Origin of the sequence: Haloarcula sp. CBA1115, from assembly GCF_000827835.1 — an archaeon.
Classification (GTDB): domain Archaea; phylum Halobacteriota; class Halobacteria; order Halobacteriales; family Haloarculaceae; genus Haloarcula; species Haloarcula hispanica.
Genome location: NZ_CP010529.1, coordinates 1,925,608 through 1,946,936, shown reverse-complemented (window position 1 = coordinate 1,946,936; position 21,329 = coordinate 1,925,608). Strand labels below are relative to the sequence as shown.

Sequence of the window (21,329 nt, the reverse complement as noted above, 5' to 3'; positions counted from 1 at the left end):
TTGGAACCAAACCACGACAATGAGTATCGAGATTGAGTGCGTCGGGACAGACCGACATGAAGAGTGGGATAGCGCTCTTGAACATTCGCCACACGCTACTGTCTTTCACCGGTGTGCGGCTCTAGAGCAACTGGCAGCCGAGTCAGGGACGGAACTCCACCGGCTGATGGGGTTCAAGGGACAGGAACCGATCGGTGTCTTGCCGATCTTCGAGCTTCGCAAGGGGCCGTTCAGTGCTGTTTTTTCCCCGCCACCGAACCTCTGGATTCCCCGACTTGGTCCGGCGTTCGTCGTTCGAGGGGACCCCAAACAACGCAAGCGGGAGCGACGTCGGCAGGGATTCATCGATGCGGCATTCGAGTATATCGAAGACACGATTGATCCGAAGTACCTCCGAGTGCGGTCGCCAACCGGGCTCGATGACGTCCGGCAATTCAAGTGGAATGACTGTACAGTTCGGCCGGAGTATACGTATGTCACCGACCTCTCTGGTGGAAAAGACGCCGTTCGAGACCGGTTTACCAGCGAGGCGCGTCGGCGGCTCCGTATCGGGCAGGAGTCGGAGTCCGAGTACACGATCTCTGAGGAAGGACTCGACGCGACTGAGACGGTGATGCACCACGTTGAAAGCCGGTACAACGAGCAGGGCGAGCCGTTCCCCGTTCCCACTGGGTTCCCCGGGCGGCTCTACGAAGCGCTTCAACCGGGGCAAATCCGCCCCTACGTTCTCCGAGTGGATGGCGATGTCGTCGGCGGGCACATTTATTACGACGACGGAGACACAATTTCGGGCTGGCTCGGGAACGTCAAGCCCCCCGATCATGTGGACCTCCCGGTCAATGAGTTGCTCATCTGGCGAGGGATTACTGATGCGATCGAGCGGGGGCGAACAGCCTATGAACTGGTGGGTGCAGGTGACCCCCGTCTAAACAGGTATAAACTCCATTTCGGGCCCGAGCTAACCGGGTTCTACTCTATGGAGCGGAGCGGAGCCGGTATCGATTCACTACTGCAACTGTATCGGTGGTTTGTACAGTACTCCTGATTTTACAGGTACTGTGCATATAATTATTCGTTGAAAAGAATAACTTACTGATAGGTATGGTAGTATTATATAGAATATATACTTTATAATAAAACCTGTATAGTAAAAATAGCCGCTTGGACATGCCTTCTAACCATAGGGCTTGTTGGTGGTATGGAGAGCAGTACTCGGCCAGTAACACGCTGGTTCCTTTCCTGCTGAACAACGTATTTACGAGCAACAGGGTGAGCGGAGGTATCGAATTCTATGCAAGCTGAGGTGGGTGAGAGCGCAACTATTTCGCCACAGGCGACGGTGGGCTACGAGTACAATGACGATGTCTCACCGACAGTCCTCGGCACAGCGGCAACAGTACGTGCCGGGACAGTAATCTACTGTGACGTCGCCGTTGGAGCATCGTTTGTCACGGGACACAACGCACTGGTGCGGGAGCATACAACCATCAGTGACGATGTCGTACTCGGAACGAACGCTGTTATCGATGGGAAGACGGACATTGGCTCTCATGTTAGCCTTCAGACAGGGGTGTACGTCCCGTCTCAGACAACCATCGGGGACAACGTCTTCCTCGGCCCACATGCAGTCCTGACAAACGACAGATATCCAGTGCGTAGCGACGGTGGACTGGCGGGGCCAACTATTGAGGACGGAGTCACTGTCGGGGCGAACGCCACGGTGTTACCCGATGTGACCATCGGCGAGCACAGCTTTGTTGCTGCAGGGGCAGTCGTCACGACGGATGTTCCGCCGAATAGCTTGGCAGTCGGCGTCCCGGCCAGCCACGAACCACTACCGCCTGAACTAGATACACGAAACAGGCTAGAGCAATGATCAACCTTGCCACACCCGACATCGGGGATGCGGAGCGCGAGCGGGTGCAAGCAGTGCTCGATAGCGGACAGCTGGCGGATGGCCCGCAGGTGCGAAAGTTCGAAACCGAGTTCGCCACGCACTGTGGGGTGTCCCACGCCGTTGCTACCGCTAACGGGACCACAGCCCTCCACGCCGCGCTGAAAGGACTTGGCATCGGAAGTGGCGACCGTGTCCTGACGACGACGTTCTCGTTCATCGCGAGCGCGAACGCAGTTCGCCTCGCCGGGGCGGAGCCGATATTTGCCGACATCGCTCCGGCAACGTACACCTTAGACCCCGACAGCGTTGAACGGACTATTGCGGCCCACGATGGGGCCGTCGACGCTATCATCGCTGTTCATCTCTACGGATTACCTGCCGACATGACCAGATTGCGAAGGATCGCTGACGAGCATGACATCCCGCTGGTGGAGGACGCGGCACAGGCCCATGGAGCGGCCGTCAGCGGCGAGCCGGTCGGTAGTCTCGGCGATGTGGCCTGTTTCTCCTTTTATCCAACAAAGAACATGACTACTGGCGAGGGTGGGATGGTTGTCACCGACGATCCTGTGGTCGCGGGTCGGACCGAGCGGTTCGTCAACCACGGTCGTGGCGACGAGGGATACACCGACGTAGGGCATAATTTCCGGATGACGAGTATCGCCGCCGCTATCGGCCTGGCACAACTAGAATGCCTTCCAGAGTACGTCGCGACCCGGCGAGAGTACGCGACGATACTAACTGACGCACTCTCGGCAACTGACCTAACGACTCCTGTCGAACCGTCCGACCGCCGGCACGCCTACAATCAGTACACTGTTCGCTGTCGGGACCGAGATGGATTGATCGACCATCTCACCGCACACGATATCGGATGCGGTGTTTATTACCCGACCCCGATCAACGAACAAGAGGCGTACAGCGGTGTTACTGCCGACACGCCCGAAGCGAAGCGCGCAGCTGCGGAAGTATGCTCACTTCCGGTACATCCGGCGCTGGAGCAGCGTGAGATCGAGCGAGTTGGGGAGGTGGTCCAGACGTATGGGTGAGACGCTCGATGTCGGAGTTGTTGGCGTCGGAGCAATGGGTCGACACCACGCCCGTGTCTACAACGAACTGTCCGGTGCGACGCTGATCGGTGTGGCCGACGCCAACGCGGACCGAGCAAAGCAGATCGCTGACAAAAATGAGGTCCGGGCCTGTGACAGCGCGGACCTGTGCAAGCAAGCCGATGCGGTCTCAATCGCCGTCCCGACGCGGTACCACGCCGAGGTTGCTCGACAGTGTATTGACGCTGGGACTGGGATGTTGATCGAAAAGCCGTTGGTCGTGAAGACTGCGACCGGACGCGACCTCATCGACGCTGCGGATGCCGTGGACGTGACCCTTCAGGTAGGCCATATAGAGCGGTTCAACCCTGTGACAGAGGTCTTAGAGGAGATCCTCGCAGATATCGATGTTATTTCTGTGTCGGCCAAACGGCTAGGGCCGTCAGTCGATCGCACCGTTGAGGACTCGGCAGTCACCGACCTCATGATACACGACATCGATCTGATCTGTCATCTCCTGCCGTCCGCAGTATCAGATATTCAGGTCAGCGGCGCTGCACAGGGCCGATACGCGACAGCAACGTTAGAGTTCTCCTCCGGAGTCATCGGCTCACTGACGGCGAGCAGGGTCACAGAAAAGAAGATCCGCCAGTTCAAAATCACCGCGGATTCCTGTTACGTGACTGCTGACTTCATTGATCAGTCACTAGAAGTCCATCGCCAGTCAGTTCCGGAGTACGTTGCGACGGACAACGAGGTCCGGTACCGCCATGAGAGTATCGTCGAGAAGCCGGCAGTACGCACCGGGGAACCACTCAAACGCGAACTCGAGTCCTTCCTCGATGCTGTACAGACGAACAGCCAACCGCGTGTCACAGGTGAGGACGGGATCCGAGCCGTCGAGTTAGCACAGACAATTGACCGAAAAGCGTTCGACGCGGGGTCTTCGGAAAGGGAGTTCACCACCAATGCACAGACAGACTGAGTCAGTAGGTGGCGTTTACGGGAACGACGCCACTGCCGAGCAGGTTCAAACCGCGTTTGAAAACGGAACCCTCCCGGTGGCAGTGTACGGACTCGGCAAGATGGGGCTCCCTCTGGCTGCTGTGTTTGCCGACGTCTGTGGCGCTGTCATCGGTGTCGACATCGATCCGGCAGTCGTTGAAAGTGTCAATGCTGGCAACTGCCACGTCCAGCGCGAACCGGGACTGCCCGATTTAGTGGCAGACTGTGTCGCCGCCGGGGAACTTCGCGCGACGTCTGACCCGGCCGCTGCGGCGGCTGCAGCGACCGTTCACGTCGTCATCGTACCAACACCACTTACGGACACGTCTGAGCCCGATCTCTCCATGCTTGACGCTGCTATCGACGGGATTGCGGAGGGCGTCGCGCCCGGCGACCTCGTCCTCGTTGAGTGCACCGTTCCACCACGGACGACTGCTGACCGCGTCCGGCCCGGCATCGCTGCGGCAGCCGGCTTAGAGACCGATGCGTTCGGTGTCGCATTCTGTCCCGAGCGGACCGCGAGTGGACGCGCTATTCAGGACATCCGCGGCGCGTACCCGAAGGTCGTTGGCGGTGTCGACGATGAGAGCACCCGACTGGCAGAGTGCATCTACGCCAGTATCAACGACAGCGGTGTTATCGCTGTCGCCGACGCAACCACTGCCGAATGTGTCAAGCTGTTTGAAGGGTTGTACCGTGATGTCAACATCGCGCTGGCAAACGAGCTAGCGACGTTCACCGACGAGCTTGACGTCGACGTTCGGGCAGCAATCGAGGCTGCCAACACGCAACCGTTCTGTGACATCCACGATCCTGGACCCGGAGTTGGTGGCCACTGTATCCCGGTCTACCCCCACTTCCTCATCGAACCGTTTGACACCGAGGCGCCGTTGCTCGAAACCGCACGCGAGGTCAACGATTCGATGCCGGTGTTTACAGTCGAGACACTCCGCGAGGAACTGGCCGCCGACGGCGTGGAACTGGCCGCGGCCAGCGTCCTTGTGCTCGGGCTGACCTATCGACCCGGTGTGGAGGAAACGCAGACATCGCCGGCCCGTCCAATCGCAGAGAGGCTGTCAGCGGCCGGGGCCGACGTCGACGGGATCGACCCGCTTCTCGACGATACCGCCGAGTTCGACCTGGAGCAGCTACCACTTTCTCGGGCGTCAGAGCGGGACTACGACGCTATCGTCATGGTCACACCGCACGACGAGTTCGGGGCGCTAGACTGGGACTCGATAGGCCGACCAGCGGGCTCAGTCGTCATCGACGGACGGGACACACTGACCCTGTCTGACACCAGTCATCGCGTCTACACCGTCGGGCGCGGACCCGTAGAGTAGACGGAGATACGCCAGTCAGTTGTCCCGCCTGTCAGGAAACCCCGCCGGTTCGCGCTCCGGAACGCCACTAATCGTCAACGCGGCTGCGGTGGTGCTGAGCGCTCGTTTACTGGCCCGTCTGCAGGCTGTCACATTGACTGGCCGCACTCTCGTCGAACCGTTCCGTAATACCTGCGACCGAAGGAATGTTGCCTGTCGAGTCCCTGTATAGAGGTAATGGGACATTCTGAATCCGAGCTCTTGGACGTAGAGCGTATCCGCGAGGACTTCCCCATCCTCCAGCGCGAATTCGACGGCGAGCAGGTGGTGTACCTCGACAACGCGGCCACAACGCAGACGCCCGAGCCGGTCGTCGAGACCATCGCTGACTACTACCGGACGACGAACGCCAACGTCCACCGCGGCCTCCACCAACTCAGCCAGGAGGCCAGCGTCGCCTACGAGGACGCCCACGACCGCGTCGCCGAGTTCATCGGCGCGTCGGGCGAGCGCGAGGAAATCGTCTTTACGAAGAACACGACGGAGAGTGAGAACCTCGTCGCCTACGCCTGGGGCCTGAACGAACTCGGGCCAGAAGACGAGGTCGTCCTCACGGAGATGGAACACCACGCCTCGCTGGTCACCTGGCAGCAGATCGCCAAGAAGACCGGCGCGACGTGTCGGTACATCAGCGTCAAGGAGGACGGCACGCTCGACATGGACCACGCCCGTGAAATCATCACCGACGACACGGCGATGGTCAGCGTCGTCCACGTCTCGAACACGCTCGGCACGGTCAATCCGGTCTCGGAGCTGGCGGACATCGCCCACGACCACGGGTCGTACATCTTCGTCGACGGCGCGCAGTCGGTCCCGAACCGCCCAGTCGACGTGGAAGCCATCGACGCTGACTTCCTGGCCTTCTCGGGCCACAAGATGGCCGGTCCGACCGGTATCGGCGTCCTCTACGGCAAGAAGCACCTGCTTGAGGAGATGGAGCCGTACCTCTACGGCGGCGAGATGATCAAGAAGGTCACCTTCGAGGACGCTACCTGGAACGACCTCCCTTGGAAGTTCGAGGCCGGCACGCCCGTCATCTGCCAGGGCATCGCGCTGGCGGAGGCCTGTGACTACCTCGACGATATCGGCATGGAACGAATCCAGCGTCACGAGGAGCAGCTCGCACAGTACGCGCTGGAACAGCTCCGGGACGAGGGCGACGTCGAGACGTACGGCCCGTCCGCGGGAACGGAACGAGGCGGTCTGGTCGCGTTCAACCTCGATTCGGTCCACGCCCACGACCTCTCCTCGATTCTCAACGACTCCGCCGTCGCCATCCGCGCCGGCGACCACTGCACCCAGCCCCTCCACGACAAGATGGGCGTCCCCGCCTCCGCACGAGCCTCGTTCTACATCTATAACACGCGTGAAGAAGTGGACAAGCTCGTTTCAGCTATCGACGACGCCCGCCAGCTGTTCGCGTAATCCCACTCGCAGTCTCCGTCGGAGTTGCGGAGTGATTTATTGGCAATTTTTTACATTACCGCGGCGCACGCCACCTATATGACACACCGCCGATAACTTTCGGCGGAACAATGACTGATACCGATGAAGCGGAGCGGCCGCTGACGCCGGAAGCCCTCGATTACACGCACCTTCCCGATCAAACGATGTACAAGGTGTCGCTCGACGACGCCAGCCACTTCGAGCAGGGTGGGGACGACATCCGGACGTACCCGGTGTGTATCACGAACGAATTCAAGTTGCTGTACTTCGAGATGGACCCTGGCGCGGTCATTGACTGGCACACGCACGCACCCAGTTTCGACGAGGTGTGTCTGTGCCTCGATGGTGCCGCCAGATACACGCTGAAACGCGAAGACGGAAGCGAGCAAGTAATCCGGGCTGAACGACGCGAGTTCGTCTATCTACCCGGTGGGGCACGACACAAGATAGAATCTGTGGGAGAAACCAGTCACGAGGGACTGGTCGCAATGCCGTCGGACTCGGTCGGACGCCTCGAATTGCTCGAAGGGAATGAGCCGTACCAGACAGAGGACTGGCCGGTTGCGCTGTGGGTCGACCAAGTCCGCGACGAAGTCGTCACGAAAGACGAGAACGCCGTCACGGAGTAGGTCCAATAGGTACGTATCGGGAAATCACGGGTCCGCAGCGAGGTAAATGACAGCTAGCTCATAGAGAGCGGGGTTCGGCGTCGCAATCGGCCGGGCCTCCTGTACAGCCGCCAGCGCGTTCGAGAGCGGGCGGTCCTCCTCGGCGGCGATGGCCGTCGCAAGCAGCGTCGAACTCCGGGAGACGCCAGCCTTGCAGTGAATCAGTGCCGGACCGTCCGCTCGGACGAAGCGCCGGGCGGTATCGACGGCCGCCTCGAACGCCGCCCACTCGTTCCCCGGGCCGTCAGTGAGCGGATGGTGGGCGGTCGTGAGCGGGTACGCCTCGCTCGTCGCTGAAAGCACGTAATCGAAGGACTGGTCGTGTGTCTCGGGTCGTGCCGCGTGTTTGTTTCCGAGATACAGCGACCGGTCGCCAATCTGTCGGATTACCGGCGCATCGCTGACGAACCCCACGGGTCGGACAGCACAGTCGGTAGAAGCCGAAGCGTCGTTCTGCCCCATGTGTTGACAGAACGAGCTGCGATAGTAAATACTGCCTACTGACGGGAGAGCGTCGGTCAGTGCTCACAGACCGTCGGGGCGGTCCCTGGCGAAGGAAAATACATGCGAACCGATACCTCGGAACGCTTTTCCGACTGACAGCCGTATCATAGTTCAATTATGGGTATCGGTGGCTCGGACATGTACCGGCAGCAGATCCTCGATCACTACAAGAACCCGCGGAACTACGGGGAGATCGAGGACCCGACGTTTACCCACATCGGCGAGAACCCGATGTGCGGCGACGAGATACGGATGGATGTCGTCCTCGACGAGAGCGAGGAGACCATCGAGCGGGTCGCCTTCCAGGGCGACGGCTGTGCCATCTCTCAGGCTTCGGCGTCGATGCTTTCACAGGAGCTAGCTGGGATGGCGGTCGAGGACCTGGAAGCGATGGACCGTGACGACATCACAGAGATGCTCGGCGTCGACATCTCGCCGATGCGGGTGAAATGTGCCGTCCTCGCCGAGAAGGTGGCCCAGGACGGAGCGGAGATCTACTTCGGCGAGAAGGACATCGACCGGACGACGACCGAAGACGACGACTGAGACGGAATCACACACCGACAGTACGCTTTTCATTCCACTCGGGCGATAGCCCAGTCAATGCCGGAAAACGAGTGGGACCCCGACGACTACGACGGGGGACACAGCTTTGTCGCCGAGTACGGAGCGGACGTGGTCGAGTTGCTGGACGCGCAGCCGAGCGAGCGCGTCCTCGATATCGGCTGTGGCACGGGCCACCTGACGGCCGAAATCGCCGACCGGGGTGCGGCTGTGGTCGGCATCGACGCCGCCGAAGAGATGGTCGCTCAGGCTCGCGAGCAGTACCCCGACCTGACGTTCGAGGTCGCCGACGCCCGGGACTACGACCCCGGCACGTTCGACGCTGTCTTCTCGAACGCCGCACTGCACTGGATACCCAGCGACGACCACGACGCCGTGTTGTCGATGGTCGCCGAGGCCTTGGACGAAGGCGGTCGCTTCGTCGCGGAACTTGGCGGCCAGGGGAACGTCTCACAGGTCGAAACAGCGGTCCGTTCGGTACTCGCCGAACGGGGCTACGAGACCGGGAACCCGTGGTATTTCCCGAGCCTCGGCGAGTACACGTCGCGTCTCGAAGCGCACGGACTGGAGGTCACCGCAGCGTGGCTGTTTGACCGTCCGACACCGCTTGAAGGCGGTAGCGCGGGCTTGAGAGAATGGCTCGAAATGTTCGGCGATTCGGTGCTGGCTCCGGTCCCCGAACGCGACCACGGAGCCGTTCTGGACAGTATCGAGGACCGGCTGCGACCGACGTTATACGACACCGAGACTGAGACGTGGACCGTCGACTACCGGCGGCTGCGGTTCGTCGCCAGTCACTAACGAACAGTTGGCCTCTGATTCAGGCCAGGAAGACGTGCCGCGGTCGGTCAGCCAGTACGTCGCGACCCCAGTCGACCGTCTCCGAGAAGTCGTCCGAGCGGAAGAACGCCATCGCATCCTCCTGTGAGTCCCACTGGCTCGCGATGAACATGTCGTTCGCGTCGTCGTGGTTGAACAGCAGCGAGGTCTCGCGGTGGCCGTCCATCTCTTCGAGCAGGCCGCCGACAGTGTCGAACTTCTCGACGAAGTCGTCGTGGTACTCAGGCTTGACCGTGTAGAACATCCCCATCGTCCCGAACCCGTCGCCCTCGCCGTGGCGGCCGACGACACCGGGCAGGTCGGTGAGGTAGTCGCTGGCGGTCTGGGCGGCGTCTTCGGTGTCCCACAGCGACGCGACAGCCGCGACATCGCCGTCGGTGTCGCCGTACACCGTCGTCTGGACGTGGGTGTCGTAGCGGTCGAACGCGCTCCGGAGGTCTGCGACTTCCTCGTCGAGCGTTTCGGCGTCAGCTTCGGAGTATACGACCAGTGCGTACACGTCCTCACCGTGCGGTTGCCCGGCGTAGACGCCCGCCGACTCGAGCGACTCGCGGATGGACTGCGACGACTCGGCGGTCTGGGCGTCGCTGTTGGCCTCGGTCTCGCTACTCTCGGCACCCTCGCCGAGCGGGCCGCCGAGTTGCTCCTCGACGCCGTCGATATCGGACAGGAACCCGGCCGCCGTCTCGGCGGCGTCTTTCGCCGTCCAGATGCTGACGACGTAGGTCTGGCCGCTGTCGGCGCGCACGGCCGTCCGGACGTGGCGGTCGTAGTGGTCGAAACTGCTCTCGAGGTCGGACACGTCGTCGACGATGTCCTCCGCATCCGCCGAGGAGTGAAACACCAGCGCGTAGTCCCCGGCGTCGTACGCGTCGCCCTCGTGAAGCCCCAGCCGACCGAGCCGCTGTGGGGCGTCGTCGACCTCCTCGAAGTCGGCCGAGACGTCCGGCCGGCCGCCCGAGCTACCCGACGACCCCGAGTCATCCCCGTCGGACGATTCCTCCGAATGCGGATGGTCACCCTCGCTGGCGCTGCCGGGGTGGGCACCGCCGTGACTATCGGTGTCCCCGCCGGCATGTGCTCCGGCCTGTGCGTCGCTCGCCGTCGGCTCTTCTGCGTGGCTGTGGCTCGCGCCGGCATCAGTCGGAGCGTGCTCGTGTTCCGCAACGTCCGCCGGCGTCTCCGGAACCGACTCGTCGTCGGTCGGCACCCGCTGGCCGGCCAGCACGGCCGGCAACTCCGAGGGATCGAACCGCCGGCCGACGTAGAAGGGGCCGAACTCGGCGAACTGCGAGGTCGAGGGGTCAAAGCGCATCTCGGTCAGCAGCTCCTTGATGTGGCGCATGTCGTCGCTCCAGAGCGTGATGCCCCACTCCCAGTCGTCGAAGCCGATGGAGCCGGCGATCATCTGGTTCACGTCGCCGCCGTAGGTGCGGCCGATATCGCCGTGGCGTTTGATGTGGGCCGCCCGCTCCTCGAAGGACGTGTCGTACCAGTTCTGGTCGGGCTGGCGGCGCTTGCTCATCGGGTAGAAGCAGACGAACTCGTCGTCGGGCACATCGGGGTGGAGCCGGGCCTGGATGTACTGGGCCAGCCCGGAGTCGTCGTCGACCTCGCCCTCGAAGTACTCACGGGACTTCTCGGTGTAGCCTGAGGCCTCCGTCACGGAGACGTACGAGAACTCCTGTTCGGTGAAGGCGGCGAACTCCGTCTGCTCGAAGTGCCGTTCGGCCGCGTCGAGGTCGCCCATCGTCGGCCGCAGGTGGAGGATCATGATGTCCGCCTTGTGACCCATGACGGTGTACACTGCCGTCTGTCCCTCCTCGGCGTCTTCGACGGCTTCGTACGCGTCGAGGAAGCCGATCCCCTCCGAGAGCGCACGGTCGCGGACTCGCTGGGGGGCCTCGCGCCAGGCGTCCCAGTCGATACTCCGGCAATCGTGCAGCGCGTACCAGCCCTCTTCCGTGGCTGGCGGCTTTCGTTGATCCATAGATATCAGTTGCAGGTCGACAGTAAGGAAACTTCTCATGTCGTTCCGGTCCGGCGACTTCTGACCCAGCAGTTCAGGCTATGCTTTTATTAGGCTAACGTGACAGCGAATCTATGTTGTCGCATGAACAACCCAATCGATAGACGGGTCGCAACTGCCCTCCAATCATATACGGTACTTGCGGTTATCGCCATTCTCATTGGTGCCGCCGTCGTGCCGTATGCGGCGTCGGTCGCCGAGGGTGACGAACAGTACGTCGCTGTAGTGAACATCGACGAAACAATCTCCGGCTCTAGTTCACAGGACACGATACAGGAGCTCCGCGAACTCCGCAGCAACGAGTCGGTCGAAGCGGTCGTCCTCCGGGTATCGAGTCCAGGGGGAAGCGCCGCCGCCAGTGAATCGATGTATCTGGCGGTCAAGCGGCTCTCGGCCGAAAAACCGGTGTATACGAGTGTGAACCAGTACGCCGCTTCCGGCGCGTACTACACCGCGGTCCCGAGCGACCGCATCTACGTGACGCCGGCCAGTCTCGTCGGCCACGTCGGCGTCATCGGAACCGCGCCGAGCGACGGTCTGAGCTCCGCCGCCACCACTGGACCCGACAAAGCCCATCGAGGTATGACGCGCGACCAATACTACGCCAGTCTCGAATCAATGAAGCGGGCCTTCGTCGGGGCAGTCATGACCGAACGCGGTGACAGGCTCAACGTGTCCCGCGAGACTGTCGCTGAAGCGTCAGCCTATCAGGGCGGTCGCGCGGTCCAGACCGGCTATGCGGACGAAGTCGGTGGACTCGAAGCCGCGATAGCCGGCGCGGCCGAAGCCGCCGACCTCTCGGAGTATCAGGTCGTGTACCGCAACCCCGCGGACCCACGGGGGCTGTTCCTGCTCAGTGGCGGGAGTGAAGCCGGTGGGAACGCTACCGTCGCCGCCGAAGGCGCACCGTACACGTTCCAGGGCGTCGACACAGTCCACTTCCTCATGATATACGGCACGCCGGAAAATCAGCAAGTCGTCTACAACAGCAGCGCACAGGGAGGTGCCTGAAATGGCAGCCAATAGCTCAAGTACGGTCGTTCGAGCAGGATTCTTCGTCGGTATCCTCATCCTCTCGGCGGTCGTCGGCACCGTAGCAATCGGCGGTGGTGGTGGCAGTCAGGCGGCCCCCGATGTAACCCAGGTGAACGCCCCGTCGTTCAACAGCGACGAGTCCGTCGCGACGCCGGCAGCCGAGAGCGGTGACCTCTCGATGTCGGCTGACGCGTCCGGGAAGGTCGTCGTTATCGACGTCGCTCACGCCGGCGACATCGACCGCGAAGCGCTCACACCGCTCGTATCGACCCTGACCGAGAACGGAGCGACGGTACGCTACCACGTCGGTGAGCGACAGAGCGGAAGCCCGCTCAACGAGTCACTGCGTTCGGCTGACGCCTTCGTCGTTCTCGGCGCGGAACAGCGCTACACCGAGAGTGAGATGAACGGTCTGACCGCGTTCAGCGACGCAGGCGGTCGCGTGCTCTTGCTGAACGAGCCGTCACAGGCGAGTCCCGCCGGCCTGGGGCTGTTCGGCCCGGTTCGCTCCGATAGCGTGACCATGCCGATGGCCCCACTGGCGAGTCAGTACGGCCTCTCGTACGGGAACGGCTACCTGTACAACATGCACGAGTACGACACCAACTACCAGAACGTCTACGCGACGCCGACGGGCGATACGGAACTCACAGAGGGCGTCGACCGAACGGTCTTCTACGCCGCACTCCCCGTTCAGGGTGGCGACACCGTGGTCACTACGACGGAACAGACAACGCTCTCGAAGACCCGGCGACAGGACACGTACGGCGTCGTTGCCCGCTCGGGGAACGTCGTCACCGTCGGTGACACGAACGTATTCACACAGGAGTTCCTCTACCGGGCCGATAACGAACAGTTAGTCGGGAATCTGCTTGACTTCCTCGTTACAGGCGAGAAATCACCCGCAGACGCACCACAGCCCGCAGACTCCGGCGAGTCCGGACCTGGCGGCTCGCTCCCCGGTGCCGGAACGGGCGGTGGCGGCGCACTACCGTCCGAGCCGGATTCAACCCCAGCGCCCGAACCGAACGAGACCATGAGGGCCGACCAGTAGGGCGTCACCGCCCGCTCTCGTCGGAGATACCGGCAGAACAGGAATAACGCAGCAATTGCCGAACCGCGGCGAGTGCAGTCAGTCGTCGATGTCGAAGACGCGGCGCAGTTCGCGCTCGATCTCGTCGACGTATTCGGAGAGCACGGCGTCGAGTTTCTCGTCGTCGACGATGATCGCCGAGAGCCGCTCGGTCGGGTTCTCCGGCAGTTCGACACTGAACTCGCCGTCCTCGTAGAACGGCTCCGACTCGTTGAGGACCTGCTGGTCGATCGCGTGGACCAGTTCTGAGTCGTACGCGTCGTTCATCCGCTCGAAGGCGTTCTTGTAGGCCTTCTGGAGCTCCGGGAAGTAGTTCGCGTACTTGTCCTCGAACTTCTCGGGGTCGAACTCTGTCATTGTCAGAACGGTACAGGGCTGGGGATAAAGATGGCCCGATGTTCATACTGTCGGCTGTACGTCTGTGACGAATTTCGCCTCCCAGGGGTGGCGACTATCCAGACATAGTTACGGCCGACAGTATCACCGTTGTATCGTGCGTGCGTCCTTCTGGGGGAGATACATCGTGAGATACGCGACGAAGCAGATGCCGAAGATGCCACCCAGGACGAGAAAGACACGGATGTCCAGCCTGGCGATAGCTGCGATAATCTCTTGCAGCGTCGTCCGCGGATTCGCGAAGCCGAACGTCTCAGTGTAGGCTAACAGGCCGGCGACGACGACGAGCGCGATATCGAACAGGCCCCGAGAGTCCATCGTGGGGTGTTCGGAGAAGCGGACGTATAGCTTTTATTGCTGATACTGGTGGCAGCGTCGTCAGTCACCCTACCGCGCTGTTTGTGACGGCTTGGTTACGAGACTTGCTCGCTGATAATCTCGTCGGCCGCCTCGATGAACGCCGATTCCTCGCCGGTCGGGATAGTCGCGCCCGCCGCGATGTCGTGCCCGCCGCCATCGCCGCCGACGGCCTGGGCGGCGTCGCGCATCACGACCGAGAGGTCCACGCCTCGGCCGACCAGCGGGCCGGTCGCCCGCGAGGACACTTTCGTCTCGTCCTCGTCGGTGCTGGCAAAGGCGATGATTGGCTTGTCCGAATCGACGCCGTCGGTCCCCAGCGCCATCCCGGCGACGATGCCGACGATGGTCTCGCGGATGGCGTCACCGGCGTCGAACCACTGGACGGTCCCGGCCTGGGTGACGCCGCGCTCCTTGACGAGCGTGAGTCCCTCCGAGAGGTTCCGGCGGTGGTTCGACAGCAGTGTCCGCGCCCGCTCCAGCGGTGCGTCGCGCTCGCCGAGACAGACCGCCAGTCCCACGTCCGCTCGTTCGTAGCGGGCCGTGGCGTTCAGGAGCGTCGAGAACTCGCTCGCATCCCGGAGTTCCGTGCCGCGCGGTTCCGCAGTCAGCGTGTAGGTCGTGCCGATGAGCGTCTCGATCTTGTCCGCCGGGACGCCGCGCTCGACGGCACGCTGGACCAGCCCGCTGGCGACGGTCTGGCGCTCGTCGTCGGAGAGGTCCGCCCACGTCCGCCAGTCTCCATCGGCTTTCAGGTCCAGACCGAGGCCTTCGAGGAACCGCGTCGCGCCGGCCTGATCGTTCGAAATCCCTGGAATCGGAACTTCCGTGGCGTACTCAAGTAGCTTCGGCAGCGGTCGGGTCTGTTTGCCATACAGCGAGAGGTCGGTGCCCTCCTCCAGCACGTCGGCGGCGATGCCCTCCTCGACGAGACCGGCGTTGGCTCCGACGAGTTCCCCGCCGACGGCCTGCATGTCCCCGACTGCGCCGACGACCGCCAGCGCGGCGAGGTCGCGGTTGTCAGTCTCCCCGGTCGAGAGCGCGCGGGCAAGGACGTACGCTGCGCCTGCACCCGAGAGCTCCGACGCGCCGTTGATACCTTCGAGTAGCGGATTGAGATGCGTCTCGAAGTCGGCGTAGCCGTCGGTGTCGACGACCGCGTCGGAGTGGCAGTCGTCCGGGGCCGACGGCTGGTGATGGTCGGCAATGATCGCCTCAAAGTTGCCCGCGGCGACGTGTTCGGAGATCACGTCGAGCTGGCCGGACCCGAAGTCCGTGAACAGCACGGTGTCGTACTCCCGAGCCGCGATGCTCTCGATCTCAGCGGCGTCGAGTTGCTTCTTGAACACGGTCTCGACGGGGATGCCGGCCCGCGACAGCGCCGCGGTGGCGATGGCGGCGCTGGTCAGCCCGTCGGCGTCGATGTGGGAGGCCAGCAACACGCGGTCGGCCGCCCGGAGTCGGTCGGCGCAGGCGGCCGCGCGGTCGGCGAGCGCTGGAACGGGGCCGGTCGTAGTCATCGTACCGAGGATAGGTGCGCTCCGGCATAAAAACGTTCAGACGCGCAGTCAGTCGTCCCGGAGCGGCCTGCCCCGTCAGGCGACCTTCCGCTGGTCGCTGAGCGTGACGGTCCGGTCGGCCGTCTCGACAGTCGTCCGGATGGTTATCCAGCCGTCCGCCTGTTCGATAGCGTAGGCGTCGCGGAACGACAGGTCGACGCGCCGGGTCGTGGTGTAGGACTCGTCAGCTTCGAGCGTCCCCACGTCCTCGGAGCCCTCCCAGACCACGTCACCGTCGTCGGTGGAGTTCCCGGCGTAAATCCGCGTGTAGACGGTGATTTCCGCCGCCGTACTGTTCTGCTGATTCGTCAGCGTGGAAGTCACGTCACGACAGGTCTGGCCACACTCCTCGATGGAATCGACGGTGAACGCAAACGGCGGGGTACTGGCCGCGCCGCCGTCAGCATTGGTTCCGTCCTCGGTGCTGGCGGTATCGCTATCAGGCGTCTCCGTCGGGAACTCCGAGAGGTCCTGCCCGCTGCTTTCCGCCTGGAACGGGCCGAGGCCGGCGACGAACGCGCCGCCGACACCCGCGAGCAGGAGCACGACAGCGCCGCCGACGGCGAGCAGCTTTCCGTTCATCGGTCTACGTCCCGGCCCCTGTCGCCGCCCCACTCACGCCCGAGCCGGGGCTGTCGTCGCTCCCACCGGCGAGGAACTCCTGAATCGCTTCGATGATCGTTGTCACAAAGTCAGGGACCTGATCCGGGAGACCGCCGGGCGGGCCGACGGCGTTCGTCCCGTCGTCACCGTCCACCGCGGGCGCAGCCGCGGCCGCCGCTGTGAAGAGTGTCAGCGCGAGCACCAGCGTGCCGACCGTGCGCAGTAGGGTTCGTGTCATCGTCGTCCATCGATTGATTCCGGCACCCCATCAAGTAGTCAGACGGTAAGCTCGAATAACCGCGGATTTCCGTCGTTTTAGCCGATTAACCCCGTATTAAATCGAGTAATACCCTGTTATTATAATGGCTACAGTCATACGAGGTGACATGAGTGTTGTCACGACCGAGCCGCAGTCGGTATCGCTTCGAGTTCCTGTCCGACCGGAGCAATCCCGATGAGTCTGCTCCAACGGTTCGCGTTCGCCATCCGCGCCAAGCTCAACGCCCTGCTCAGTCGGACTTCGGACCCGGCGGCGGAACTTGACTACTCATACGAACAGATGCGGGACGAACTGCAGGACGTGACCCGCGGTATCGCCGACGTGACGACCCAGAAGAAACGGCTGGAGATACACCGAACCCGGTTGCGGTCGAACGTCGAGAAACACGACACACAGGCCCGGGCCGCCCTGCAGGAGGGGCGCGACGACCTCGCGCGCCGGGCGCTTGAGAAGAAGCAGGTGAACGTCAGCCAGATAACGGAGCTGACGGGTCAGATAGACGATTTACAGGAGACACAGGACCGACTGGTCGGCAAGCGGGCCGAACTGAGCAGCCAGATAGAGCAGTTCCGGACGAAAAAAGAGACGATGAAAGCCCGCTATCAGGCCGCCGAGGCGTCGGCGCGGGTTTCGGAGGCGTTTACCGGCGCTGGCGACACGATGGCCGACGTGCACCGCTCCATCGAGCGGGCGACTGAGCGCACGGAGCAGATGGAGGCGCGCGCGGCCGCGCTCGAAGAACTCGAAGAAAGCGGCCAGCTCGAATCGGTACTCGACGACGGTGACTCCATCGACCAGGAACTCGACCGGCTCTCCAGCGAGCGGGCCGTCGAGAACGAACTGGCGACGCTGCGGGCCGAGATGGACGAGCGCGAGGCCGTCGAAGAGGCCGCAGAATAGCTCCGAAGAAACGCCGAAACCGCCGTCCGAGTCTCGTTACTCGTAGTGTGTCGGGGCCGCCGCCTCGACGGCCTCGCAGGCCAGCGCCTCGAAGTCGGCCTGGTCGGGGACGACGTCGACCGAGATGCCGGCGTTTTCGGCCGTCTCCCGCGTCGGCTCGCCGATCGCGCCGACGGTAGCCTCGTTCAGCCCGTCGATGGCGGCCTCGCGGACGCCGCGCTCCGCGGCCGCATCGAGGAAGTGCTCGACCGTGAGCGAGGAGGTAAACAGCGCCGCGTCGAGGTCCCCGGTGGCCGCCAAGTCCGCGGACTCGCCCGATCCCGCTGGCCGGACCAGCCGGTACAGCACGGTTTCGTGGACGTACGCGCCGGCAGCCTCCAGCCCGTCAGTCAGCACCGCAGAGCCGTGGTCCGACCGGGCGACTTCGACTCTTGTGCCGGCCACCGCCCCGGACAGCGTTTCGACGAGTCCCGTCGAAGAGTACTCCGCGGGGATGATGTCGACGCCGTAGCCGGCCTCGTGAAGCGCCTCGGCGGTCGACTGGCCGATGGCACACACCGTCGCCTCGCCGGGGTCCCAGCCGGCTTCGGCGGCGAGTTCGACGCCGGTCTTGCTGGTCAGGACGACGTAGTCGGCGTCGGTGCGCGGCGTGACCGGGCCGTCGTCGCCGTCACCGTCGGTGTCGCCGGCCGCCGCTGGTTCGACCGCCAGCATCGGGTCCGGGACCGGGTCGGCGCCGAGCGATTCCAGCAGTTCGACCGCGCTATCGAGGCGGTCGTCGGCAGGCCTGAAGGCAGCCACGCGGAGGCGCGGTTCCTCGCGCATCAGTACCCCTCCAGGAACTCCACCACCCGCTCGCGCTCGCCGGCCACCTCGCCGATGACGGTGATCGCGGGGGGTTCGATATCGGCCTCATCGCGGACCGAGACGATACTGTCGAGCGTCCCGGTAGCGACTTGCTGGTCCGGCCAAGTGGCACGTTCGACGAGGGCGACCGGCGTATCGGGGTCCATCCCCGTCTCGCGCAGGGCCTCGGTGTACTGCGGCAGTTTGCCGACGCCCATCAGGACGACGAGCGTGCCGCCGGTCGCGGCCAGGGCCTCCCAGTCGACGGCCGATTCGTCCTTCGTCGGGTCCTCGTGGCCGGTGACAAAGGAGACTGAAGACGTGTAATCACGGTGCGTGACCGGAATCCCGGCGGCTTCGGGGCCGGCGATAGCGCTCGTAATTCCCGGAACGATCTCGACGGGAATTCCGTTCTCCGCGAGATGGGCCAGTTCTTCGCCGCCGCGGCCAAACACCATCGAGTCGCCGCCTTTCAGTCGGACAACGGTGTTACCCTCCTCGGCGAGTTCGACCAGTCGGGCGTTAGTGTACTCCTGGGGCGTCCACTCGCCGCCGGCGCGTTTGCCCACGTCTTCGCGTTTCTCCTCGGGAATCATCCCGATGATTTCGGGGCCGGGGAGCTTGTCGTGCAACACCACGTCGGCCTCCTCCAGCAGGCGCTTTGCCTTGACTGTCAGCAGGTCCGGGTCGCCGGGACCGGAGCCGACCAGATACACCTTGCCGGGTGCAGCGTCCGTCATTCCTCGTCTTCCTCCCGCGCCGTCGAAGCGTCGTCGTCTGCCTCCGTCGAGTCCCGCTTGGCCTCGGCGATGAGGTCGTCAGCGCCCTGTTCGGCGAGTTCCGCTGCGAGGTCCTGTGCCGCGTCAATGTGGTACTCGGCCGGGATGTCGCGGCCGACCGAGACCTCCTCGGTGCCGTCCTGTGAGAGTACGCGCACCCGCGTGTGGACGACACCGCCTTCCAGGTGGGCGTGGACGCCGATGGGCGCGACACAGCCGCCGCCGAGCTCTTCGAGAATCGTCCGTTCGACGGTCGTCTCGACGCGCGTCTGGGGGTCGTCCAGCCGGTCTTTGATGTCCAGCGCGAGGTCGCCGTCGACGGCGGTCACCGCCAGCGCGCCCTGCCCCGGGGCCGGCACGAACCGGTCTGGGTCGAGGTCGGACATGCCGACGTAACGCGTGAGGCCGGCCCGGTGGAGGCCGGCCTTCGCCAGCACGATGGCGTCGTACTCGACGTCCGGGTCCCGCTCCATCGCCCGCCGTTCGAACTCGGTGAGGTCGTCGAACCACTCCTCGACCGTGCGGTCGTAGGGGTGTTCTTCTTCTTCGTCAGTGTCGGGGTCGCCAGCGTTGCCCTTCCGCTCCTGTTCGGCCTCGTGGCGCTCTTGATGTTCCTGCTGGAGCGACGGAGCCAGCAGTTTCGCGATGCGCGTGTCGACGTTGCCCCGGAGCGGTTCCACAGTGAGGTCGTCGCGCTCGGCGAGCAACTGCGCCTTGCGTCGCAGGCTCGACGTGCCGACGATTGCCCCCTCCGGCAGTTCATCGAGCGAGCGGCCATCCGGCGTCACCAGCACGTCCTCGGCAGCGGCCCGCTCGGGGACCGCCGCGACGACGAGGCGCTCGGGCCGTTCGGTCGGCATGTCCTTCATCGAGTGGACCGCCGCGTCCAGTTCGCCGTCGAGCACCTTCTCGTCGAGGCTGCGAACGAACGCGCCGGTCTTGCCCAGTCGGTGGATGAGTTCATCCCGTATCTGGTCGCCCGTCGTCTCCACCTCGACGAGTTCGACCGACAGCCGGCGACTGCTCAGCGAATCCCGGACCGTCGCCGCCTGGCGCAACGCGAGGTCCGAGCCCCGCGTCGCCAGTTGCAGTGTCTCCCCGCGTGTTGTCATACCCGACACTCCTCGGTCAGCGCGTAAAAACACACTTCTTCGTCGGTTCACTGGACCGGGATCGAGTCGAAGTCGTTAGCGAGTCGACTCGGCGAGGACAGCCTGGAACACGACCTGCGAAACGAACCCCGCGACGAACGTCGTCAAACCGCCGGCGACGAGGGCGAAGTCGATCAGTCTGTTGAGCGTGTGGACGGGACCGACGCTTACCGTGAGGACCACGTACGCGTGCAAGAGCACGTACATGGTCGGCAGGAATAGCGCCGTACAGACCACGCCGGTGACCGTCGCGCGTTTCAGGACCGAAGGGCCGCGTTCGACGGTCGGGAGGGGATTAGTCAGGGCCATCGGGAGCGGATCGGTGCGCCGGATATGTAGCTCTGGGGGAGACGGTTGCGAGTTACCAGGGCTCGTTTTTCAGGCCGAGCAGGTAGGCGATGCCGTTGGTGACGACGTGTAACACCGGCGTCGCGACGACAACGACGACCAGCGCCGGGAGCGTGAACGTCTCGGTGAACCACGACGGCGCGGCCACAAGCGCACAGAGCAACGCCCCGACGACGAAATCCAGTTGATCCAGTCCGGGGAACGCGGCGCCGCGCTCGCGGCCCGTCCGGCGTTTGAGGAATGACGCGCCGATGTCCCCGAGCATCGCGCCGAAGGCGAGTCCAAGCCCCGCACGGAGCGGAAACGTCGGGAGGTCGGTTCCCAGGGCGGCGCTCACGCTGGGCGCGGCCTGTGTCAGTCCGAGCGCGAGCAGTGTCCCGGCGGCGGTTCCGATCAGTGTCCCGCGCCAGGTCTTGCCGTCGCCGAGCACCCGCCGCCCGCCCCAGGTCCGACCGCCGTCTATCGGTCTGCCACCGCCAGCGAGTACCGCGGCGTTGTTCGGGATGTACGCCGGCAACATCGCCCACAGCGCCCAAACGACCGTATCGACCGTCTCCATATCCCCGCCGTCTGGCCCCGTCGTCTTAATCTGTGTGAC

24 protein-coding genes are annotated in these 21,329 nt (G+C 63.7%); 12 read left to right on the top strand and 12 right to left on the bottom strand.

Annotated elements, in window-relative coordinates:
- Positions 1 to 19 precede the first annotated feature (19 nt).
- The 7 genes from SG26_RS09680 (at position 20) to SG26_RS09650 (ending at position 7,408) form a co-directional block, all read left to right on the top strand.
- Complete coding sequence (locus SG26_RS09680; protein WP_014039356.1) at positions 20 to 1,045, top strand: GNAT family N-acetyltransferase; 1,026 nt, start codon at positions 20 to 22, stop codon at positions 1,043 to 1,045.
- Between the two features lie 246 nt (positions 1,046 to 1,291).
- A complete protein-coding gene (locus SG26_RS09675) occupies positions 1,292 to 1,876 on the top strand; it encodes an acyltransferase (RefSeq protein ID WP_014039355.1) in 585 nt (194 codons plus the stop codon).
- On the top strand, positions 1,873 to 2,946 hold the full coding sequence (locus SG26_RS09670) for a DegT/DnrJ/EryC1/StrS aminotransferase family protein (RefSeq protein ID WP_014039354.1): 1,074 nt from the start codon (positions 1,873 to 1,875) through the stop codon (positions 2,944 to 2,946). Before SG26_RS09675 ends, SG26_RS09670 begins: the two co-directional genes overlap by 4 nt.
- Positions 2,939 to 3,931, top strand: coding sequence for a Gfo/Idh/MocA family protein (locus SG26_RS09665; protein ID WP_014039353.1), 993 nt, complete (start codon positions 2,939 to 2,941; stop codon positions 3,929 to 3,931). Before SG26_RS09670 ends, SG26_RS09665 begins: the two co-directional genes overlap by 8 nt.
- Complete coding sequence (locus SG26_RS09660) at positions 3,915 to 5,294, top strand: nucleotide sugar dehydrogenase (protein ID WP_050037470.1); 1,380 nt, start codon at positions 3,915 to 3,917, stop codon at positions 5,292 to 5,294. The genes SG26_RS09665 and SG26_RS09660 overlap by 17 nt, the downstream gene beginning before the upstream one ends.
- 216 nt (positions 5,295 to 5,510) lie before the next feature.
- Positions 5,511 to 6,758, top strand: coding sequence for an aminotransferase class V-fold PLP-dependent enzyme (locus SG26_RS09655; protein ID WP_050037469.1), 1,248 nt, complete (start codon positions 5,511 to 5,513; stop codon positions 6,756 to 6,758).
- Between the two features lie 110 nt (positions 6,759 to 6,868).
- Positions 6,869 to 7,408 (top strand): cupin domain-containing protein, encoded by a 540-nt coding sequence (locus SG26_RS09650; protein ID WP_050037468.1) that lies wholly within the window; start codon positions 6,869 to 6,871, stop codon positions 7,406 to 7,408.
- 24 nt (positions 7,409 to 7,432) lie between these two features.
- Here SG26_RS09650 and SG26_RS09645 read toward each other — a convergent pair whose 3' ends face one another.
- A complete protein-coding gene (locus SG26_RS09645; protein WP_023843100.1) occupies positions 7,433 to 7,909 on the bottom strand; it encodes a dual specificity protein phosphatase family protein in 477 nt (158 codons plus the stop codon).
- Positions 7,910 to 8,068: 159 nt separating this feature from the next.
- On the opposite strand from SG26_RS09645, the gene SG26_RS09640 reads away from it, so the two are divergent.
- On the top strand, positions 8,069 to 8,497 hold the full coding sequence (locus SG26_RS09640; RefSeq protein ID WP_014039348.1) for an iron-sulfur cluster assembly scaffold protein: 429 nt from the start codon (positions 8,069 to 8,071) through the stop codon (positions 8,495 to 8,497).
- A gap of 57 nt (positions 8,498 to 8,554) precedes the next feature.
- A complete protein-coding gene (locus tag SG26_RS09635; RefSeq protein ID WP_050037467.1) occupies positions 8,555 to 9,316 on the top strand; it encodes a trans-aconitate 2-methyltransferase in 762 nt (253 codons plus the stop codon).
- Between the two features lie 19 nt (positions 9,317 to 9,335).
- On the opposite strand, the gene SG26_RS09630 is transcribed toward SG26_RS09635, so the two are convergent.
- Positions 9,336 to 11,345: a heme-binding protein gene (locus tag SG26_RS09630; RefSeq protein WP_050037466.1), complete on the bottom strand. Its 2,010-nt coding sequence runs from the start codon at positions 11,343 to 11,345 to the stop codon at positions 9,336 to 9,338.
- Positions 11,346 to 11,468: 123 nt separating this feature from the next.
- On the opposite strand from SG26_RS09630, the gene SG26_RS09625 reads away from it, so the two are divergent.
- Together SG26_RS09625 and SG26_RS09620 are read left to right on the top strand one after the other, a co-directional pair.
- Positions 11,469 to 12,395 (top strand): S49 family peptidase, encoded by a 927-nt coding sequence (locus tag SG26_RS09625; RefSeq protein WP_014039345.1) that lies wholly within the window; start codon positions 11,469 to 11,471, stop codon positions 12,393 to 12,395.
- A 1-nt stretch (position 12,396) separates the two neighbouring features.
- Complete coding sequence (locus SG26_RS09620; RefSeq protein WP_050037465.1) at positions 12,397 to 13,473, top strand: DUF4350 domain-containing protein; 1,077 nt, start codon at positions 12,397 to 12,399, stop codon at positions 13,471 to 13,473.
- Positions 13,474 to 13,551: 78 nt separating this feature from the next.
- On the opposite strand, the gene SG26_RS09615 is transcribed toward SG26_RS09620, so the two are convergent.
- From SG26_RS09615 to SG26_RS09595, 5 genes are all read right to left on the bottom strand, one after another.
- Positions 13,552 to 13,869, bottom strand: coding sequence for a DUF5783 family protein (locus SG26_RS09615; protein WP_014039343.1), 318 nt, complete (start codon positions 13,867 to 13,869; stop codon positions 13,552 to 13,554).
- A gap of 123 nt (positions 13,870 to 13,992) precedes the next feature.
- Complete coding sequence (locus SG26_RS09610; RefSeq protein ID WP_014039342.1) at positions 13,993 to 14,226, bottom strand: hypothetical protein; 234 nt, start codon at positions 14,224 to 14,226, stop codon at positions 13,993 to 13,995.
- 95 nt (positions 14,227 to 14,321) lie between these two features.
- Positions 14,322 to 15,785, bottom strand: coding sequence for a DHH family phosphoesterase (locus SG26_RS09605; RefSeq protein ID WP_014039341.1), 1,464 nt, complete (start codon positions 15,783 to 15,785; stop codon positions 14,322 to 14,324).
- 75 nt (positions 15,786 to 15,860) lie between these two features.
- Positions 15,861 to 16,406, bottom strand: a complete 546-nt coding sequence (locus tag SG26_RS09600) for a hypothetical protein (RefSeq protein ID WP_014039340.1) — start codon at positions 16,404 to 16,406, stop codon at positions 15,861 to 15,863.
- A gap of 4 nt (positions 16,407 to 16,410) precedes the next feature.
- Positions 16,411 to 16,665, bottom strand: coding sequence for a hypothetical protein (locus SG26_RS09595; RefSeq protein WP_050037464.1), 255 nt, complete (start codon positions 16,663 to 16,665; stop codon positions 16,411 to 16,413).
- A gap of 216 nt (positions 16,666 to 16,881) precedes the next feature.
- Here SG26_RS09595 and SG26_RS09590 point away from each other — a divergent pair, with 216 nt between their 5' ends.
- Complete coding sequence (locus SG26_RS09590) at positions 16,882 to 17,607, top strand: PspA/IM30 family protein (RefSeq protein ID WP_050037463.1); 726 nt, start codon at positions 16,882 to 16,884, stop codon at positions 17,605 to 17,607.
- A 36-nt stretch (positions 17,608 to 17,643) separates the two neighbouring features.
- Here the strand turns inward: SG26_RS09590 and SG26_RS09585 are convergent, their stop codons facing one another.
- The 5 genes from SG26_RS09585 to SG26_RS09565 form a co-directional block, all read right to left on the bottom strand.
- The gene (locus SG26_RS09585) at positions 17,644 to 18,432 is read right to left on the bottom strand and encodes a uroporphyrinogen-III synthase (protein ID WP_014039337.1); all 789 of its coding nucleotides are present in this window, start codon (positions 18,430 to 18,432) and stop codon (positions 17,644 to 17,646) included.
- The gene (gene cobA / locus SG26_RS09580; RefSeq protein ID WP_014039336.1) at positions 18,432 to 19,193 is read right to left on the bottom strand and encodes a uroporphyrinogen-III C-methyltransferase; all 762 of its coding nucleotides are present in this window, start codon (positions 19,191 to 19,193) and stop codon (positions 18,432 to 18,434) included. The genes SG26_RS09585 and cobA overlap by 1 nt, the downstream gene beginning before the upstream one ends.
- Positions 19,190 to 20,344 (bottom strand): hydroxymethylbilane synthase, encoded by a 1,155-nt coding sequence (gene hemC, locus SG26_RS09575; RefSeq protein WP_050037462.1) that lies wholly within the window; start codon positions 20,342 to 20,344, stop codon positions 19,190 to 19,192. The genes cobA and hemC overlap by 4 nt, the downstream gene beginning before the upstream one ends.
- Before the next feature lie 75 nt (positions 20,345 to 20,419).
- Positions 20,420 to 20,692 carry a hypothetical protein gene (locus tag SG26_RS09570; protein ID WP_050037461.1) on the bottom strand — a complete coding sequence of 91 codons (273 nt, stop codon included), beginning with the start codon at positions 20,690 to 20,692 and terminating at the stop codon, positions 20,420 to 20,422.
- 52 nt (positions 20,693 to 20,744) lie between these two features.
- Complete coding sequence (locus SG26_RS09565) at positions 20,745 to 21,290, bottom strand: CDP-2,3-bis-(O-geranylgeranyl)-sn-glycerol synthase (RefSeq protein WP_050037460.1); 546 nt, start codon at positions 21,288 to 21,290, stop codon at positions 20,745 to 20,747.
- Positions 21,291 to 21,329 lie beyond the last annotated feature (39 nt).

Excerpts from the sequence above, each read along its gene's own strand:
- SG26_RS09680 (WP_014039356.1), top strand. The coding sequence starts at position 20 with ATGAGTATCGAGATTGAGTGCGTCGGGACAGACCGACATGAAGAGTGG.
- SG26_RS09675 (WP_014039355.1), top strand. The coding sequence starts at position 1,292 with ATGCAAGCTGAGGTGGGTGAGAGCGCAACTATTTCGCCACAGGCGACG.
- SG26_RS09670 (WP_014039354.1), top strand. The coding sequence starts at position 1,873 with ATGATCAACCTTGCCACACCCGACATCGGGGATGCGGAGCGCGAGCGG.
- SG26_RS09665 (WP_014039353.1), top strand. The coding sequence starts at position 2,939 with ATGGGTGAGACGCTCGATGTCGGAGTTGTTGGCGTCGGAGCAATGGGT.
- SG26_RS09660 (WP_050037470.1), top strand. The coding sequence starts at position 3,915 with ATGCACAGACAGACTGAGTCAGTAGGTGGCGTTTACGGGAACGACGCC.
- SG26_RS09655 (WP_050037469.1), top strand. The coding sequence starts at position 5,511 with ATGGGACATTCTGAATCCGAGCTCTTGGACGTAGAGCGTATCCGCGAG.
- SG26_RS09650 (WP_050037468.1), top strand. The coding sequence starts at position 6,869 with ATGACTGATACCGATGAAGCGGAGCGGCCGCTGACGCCGGAAGCCCTC.
- SG26_RS09645 (WP_023843100.1), bottom strand. The coding sequence starts at position 7,909 with ATGGGGCAGAACGACGCTTCGGCTTCTACCGACTGTGCTGTCCGACCC.
- SG26_RS09640 (WP_014039348.1), top strand. The coding sequence starts at position 8,069 with ATGGGTATCGGTGGCTCGGACATGTACCGGCAGCAGATCCTCGATCAC.
- SG26_RS09635 (WP_050037467.1), top strand. The coding sequence starts at position 8,555 with ATGCCGGAAAACGAGTGGGACCCCGACGACTACGACGGGGGACACAGC.
- SG26_RS09630 (WP_050037466.1), bottom strand. The coding sequence starts at position 11,345 with ATGGATCAACGAAAGCCGCCAGCCACGGAAGAGGGCTGGTACGCGCTG.
- SG26_RS09625 (WP_014039345.1), top strand. The coding sequence starts at position 11,469 with ATGAACAACCCAATCGATAGACGGGTCGCAACTGCCCTCCAATCATAT.
- SG26_RS09620 (WP_050037465.1), top strand. The coding sequence starts at position 12,397 with ATGGCAGCCAATAGCTCAAGTACGGTCGTTCGAGCAGGATTCTTCGTC.
- SG26_RS09615 (WP_014039343.1), bottom strand. The coding sequence starts at position 13,869 with ATGACAGAGTTCGACCCCGAGAAGTTCGAGGACAAGTACGCGAACTAC.
- SG26_RS09610 (WP_014039342.1), bottom strand. The coding sequence starts at position 14,226 with ATGGACTCTCGGGGCCTGTTCGATATCGCGCTCGTCGTCGTCGCCGGC.
- SG26_RS09605 (WP_014039341.1), bottom strand. The coding sequence starts at position 15,785 with ATGACTACGACCGGCCCCGTTCCAGCGCTCGCCGACCGCGCGGCCGCC.
- SG26_RS09600 (WP_014039340.1), bottom strand. The coding sequence starts at position 16,406 with ATGAACGGAAAGCTGCTCGCCGTCGGCGGCGCTGTCGTGCTCCTGCTC.
- SG26_RS09595 (WP_050037464.1), bottom strand. The coding sequence starts at position 16,665 with ATGACACGAACCCTACTGCGCACGGTCGGCACGCTGGTGCTCGCGCTG.
- SG26_RS09590 (WP_050037463.1), top strand. The coding sequence starts at position 16,882 with ATGAGTCTGCTCCAACGGTTCGCGTTCGCCATCCGCGCCAAGCTCAAC.
- SG26_RS09585 (WP_014039337.1), bottom strand. The coding sequence starts at position 18,432 with ATGCGCGAGGAACCGCGCCTCCGCGTGGCTGCCTTCAGGCCTGCCGAC.
- cobA (WP_014039336.1), bottom strand. The coding sequence starts at position 19,193 with ATGACGGACGCTGCACCCGGCAAGGTGTATCTGGTCGGCTCCGGTCCC.
- hemC (WP_050037462.1), bottom strand. The coding sequence starts at position 20,344 with ATGACAACACGCGGGGAGACACTGCAACTGGCGACGCGGGGCTCGGAC.
- SG26_RS09570 (WP_050037461.1), bottom strand. The coding sequence starts at position 20,692 with ATGGCCCTGACTAATCCCCTCCCGACCGTCGAACGCGGCCCTTCGGTC.
- SG26_RS09565 (WP_050037460.1), bottom strand. The coding sequence starts at position 21,290 with ATGGAGACGGTCGATACGGTCGTTTGGGCGCTGTGGGCGATGTTGCCG.